Below are 1,011 nucleotides of genomic sequence, written 5' to 3'. Positions count from 1 at the left end.
GCCTACCCCTGACCATCGCGGCCGGGTTCGGCGCCGCGCTGGGCGTGCTCGGCGACCTCGCCTGGCCGGAGGCGCTGCTGCTCGCGGTGATCCTGGCCCCGACCGACGCCGCGCTCGGGCAGGCCGTGGTGACACTGCCGATCCTGCCGTCGCGGGTGCGCCAGGGACTGAACGTCGAAAGCGGACTCAACGACGGCATCTGCGTGCCCCTGTTCCTGGTCGTGCTGGCGATCGCGCAGGCCGAAGCGGGCGCGATCGGCGGCGGCGCCGCCGCCCGCTTGGTCACCGAACAGATCGGGTACGGCATCCTCGCCGGCCTCGTGGCCGGGGCGATCGCCGCCGCGATCCTGATCACCGGCGCCCGCCGCCGCACGATCGACCCGTTGTGGGCGCAGATCATTCCGGTGACGGCGGCCGCGCTCGCCTACACCGCCGCCGTGCCCCTGGGCGGGTCGGGGTTCATCGCCGCGTTCGTCGGCGGACTGACCTTCGGCGCGCTCGGCCACCGCGCCCCCGACCACCATGAGCGCGACGGTGACCACGACGAGGGCGACGGCGCCGGGCACGCGGCCGAGGGGGAGAGCGAGGAGGAGGCCGACATGCTCGACGAGACCGGCGACGTGTTCAGCGCCGTGACGTTCATCGTCTTCGGCGCCGTGCTCCTCGGTCCCGCACTCGGGCACCTGTCCTGGGCGATGCTCGGCTACGCGGTCATAAGCCTGACCGTCGTCCGGATGCTCCCCGTCGCGCTGTCGCTGATCGGAACGCACCCGCGCGCACCGACCGTCGCCTTCGTCGGCTGGTTCGGCCCGCGCGGACTGGCCACCATCGTCTTCGTCATCCTCATCCTCGAAGAACCGGGCGAGCTGCCCCACGAGGAGCTGCTGCTGACCACCGCCGTGATCACCATCGCGCTCTCGGTCCTGGCCCACGGACTGACGGCCGCACCCCTGGCCGACCGCTACGCCACCTGGTTCGGCCGTCACCCCCGCGCCGAAGACCACCCCGCAC

1 protein-coding gene is annotated in these 1,011 nt (G+C 73.1%); it reads left to right on the top strand.

What is annotated here, in order from left to right; all coding sequences use genetic code 11:
- Positions 1-1,011 (top strand): cation:proton antiporter (locus G9373_RS45385; protein WP_167121355.1); only part of this gene is annotated, 1,011 nt, incomplete at both ends.

The organism is Rhodococcus sp. A14 (genome assembly GCF_011603105.1).
Lineage (GTDB): Bacteria > Actinomycetota > Actinomycetes > Mycobacteriales > Mycobacteriaceae > Rhodococcus_F > Rhodococcus_F opacus.
This window is presented reverse-complemented; position numbering and strand designations above follow the sequence as displayed.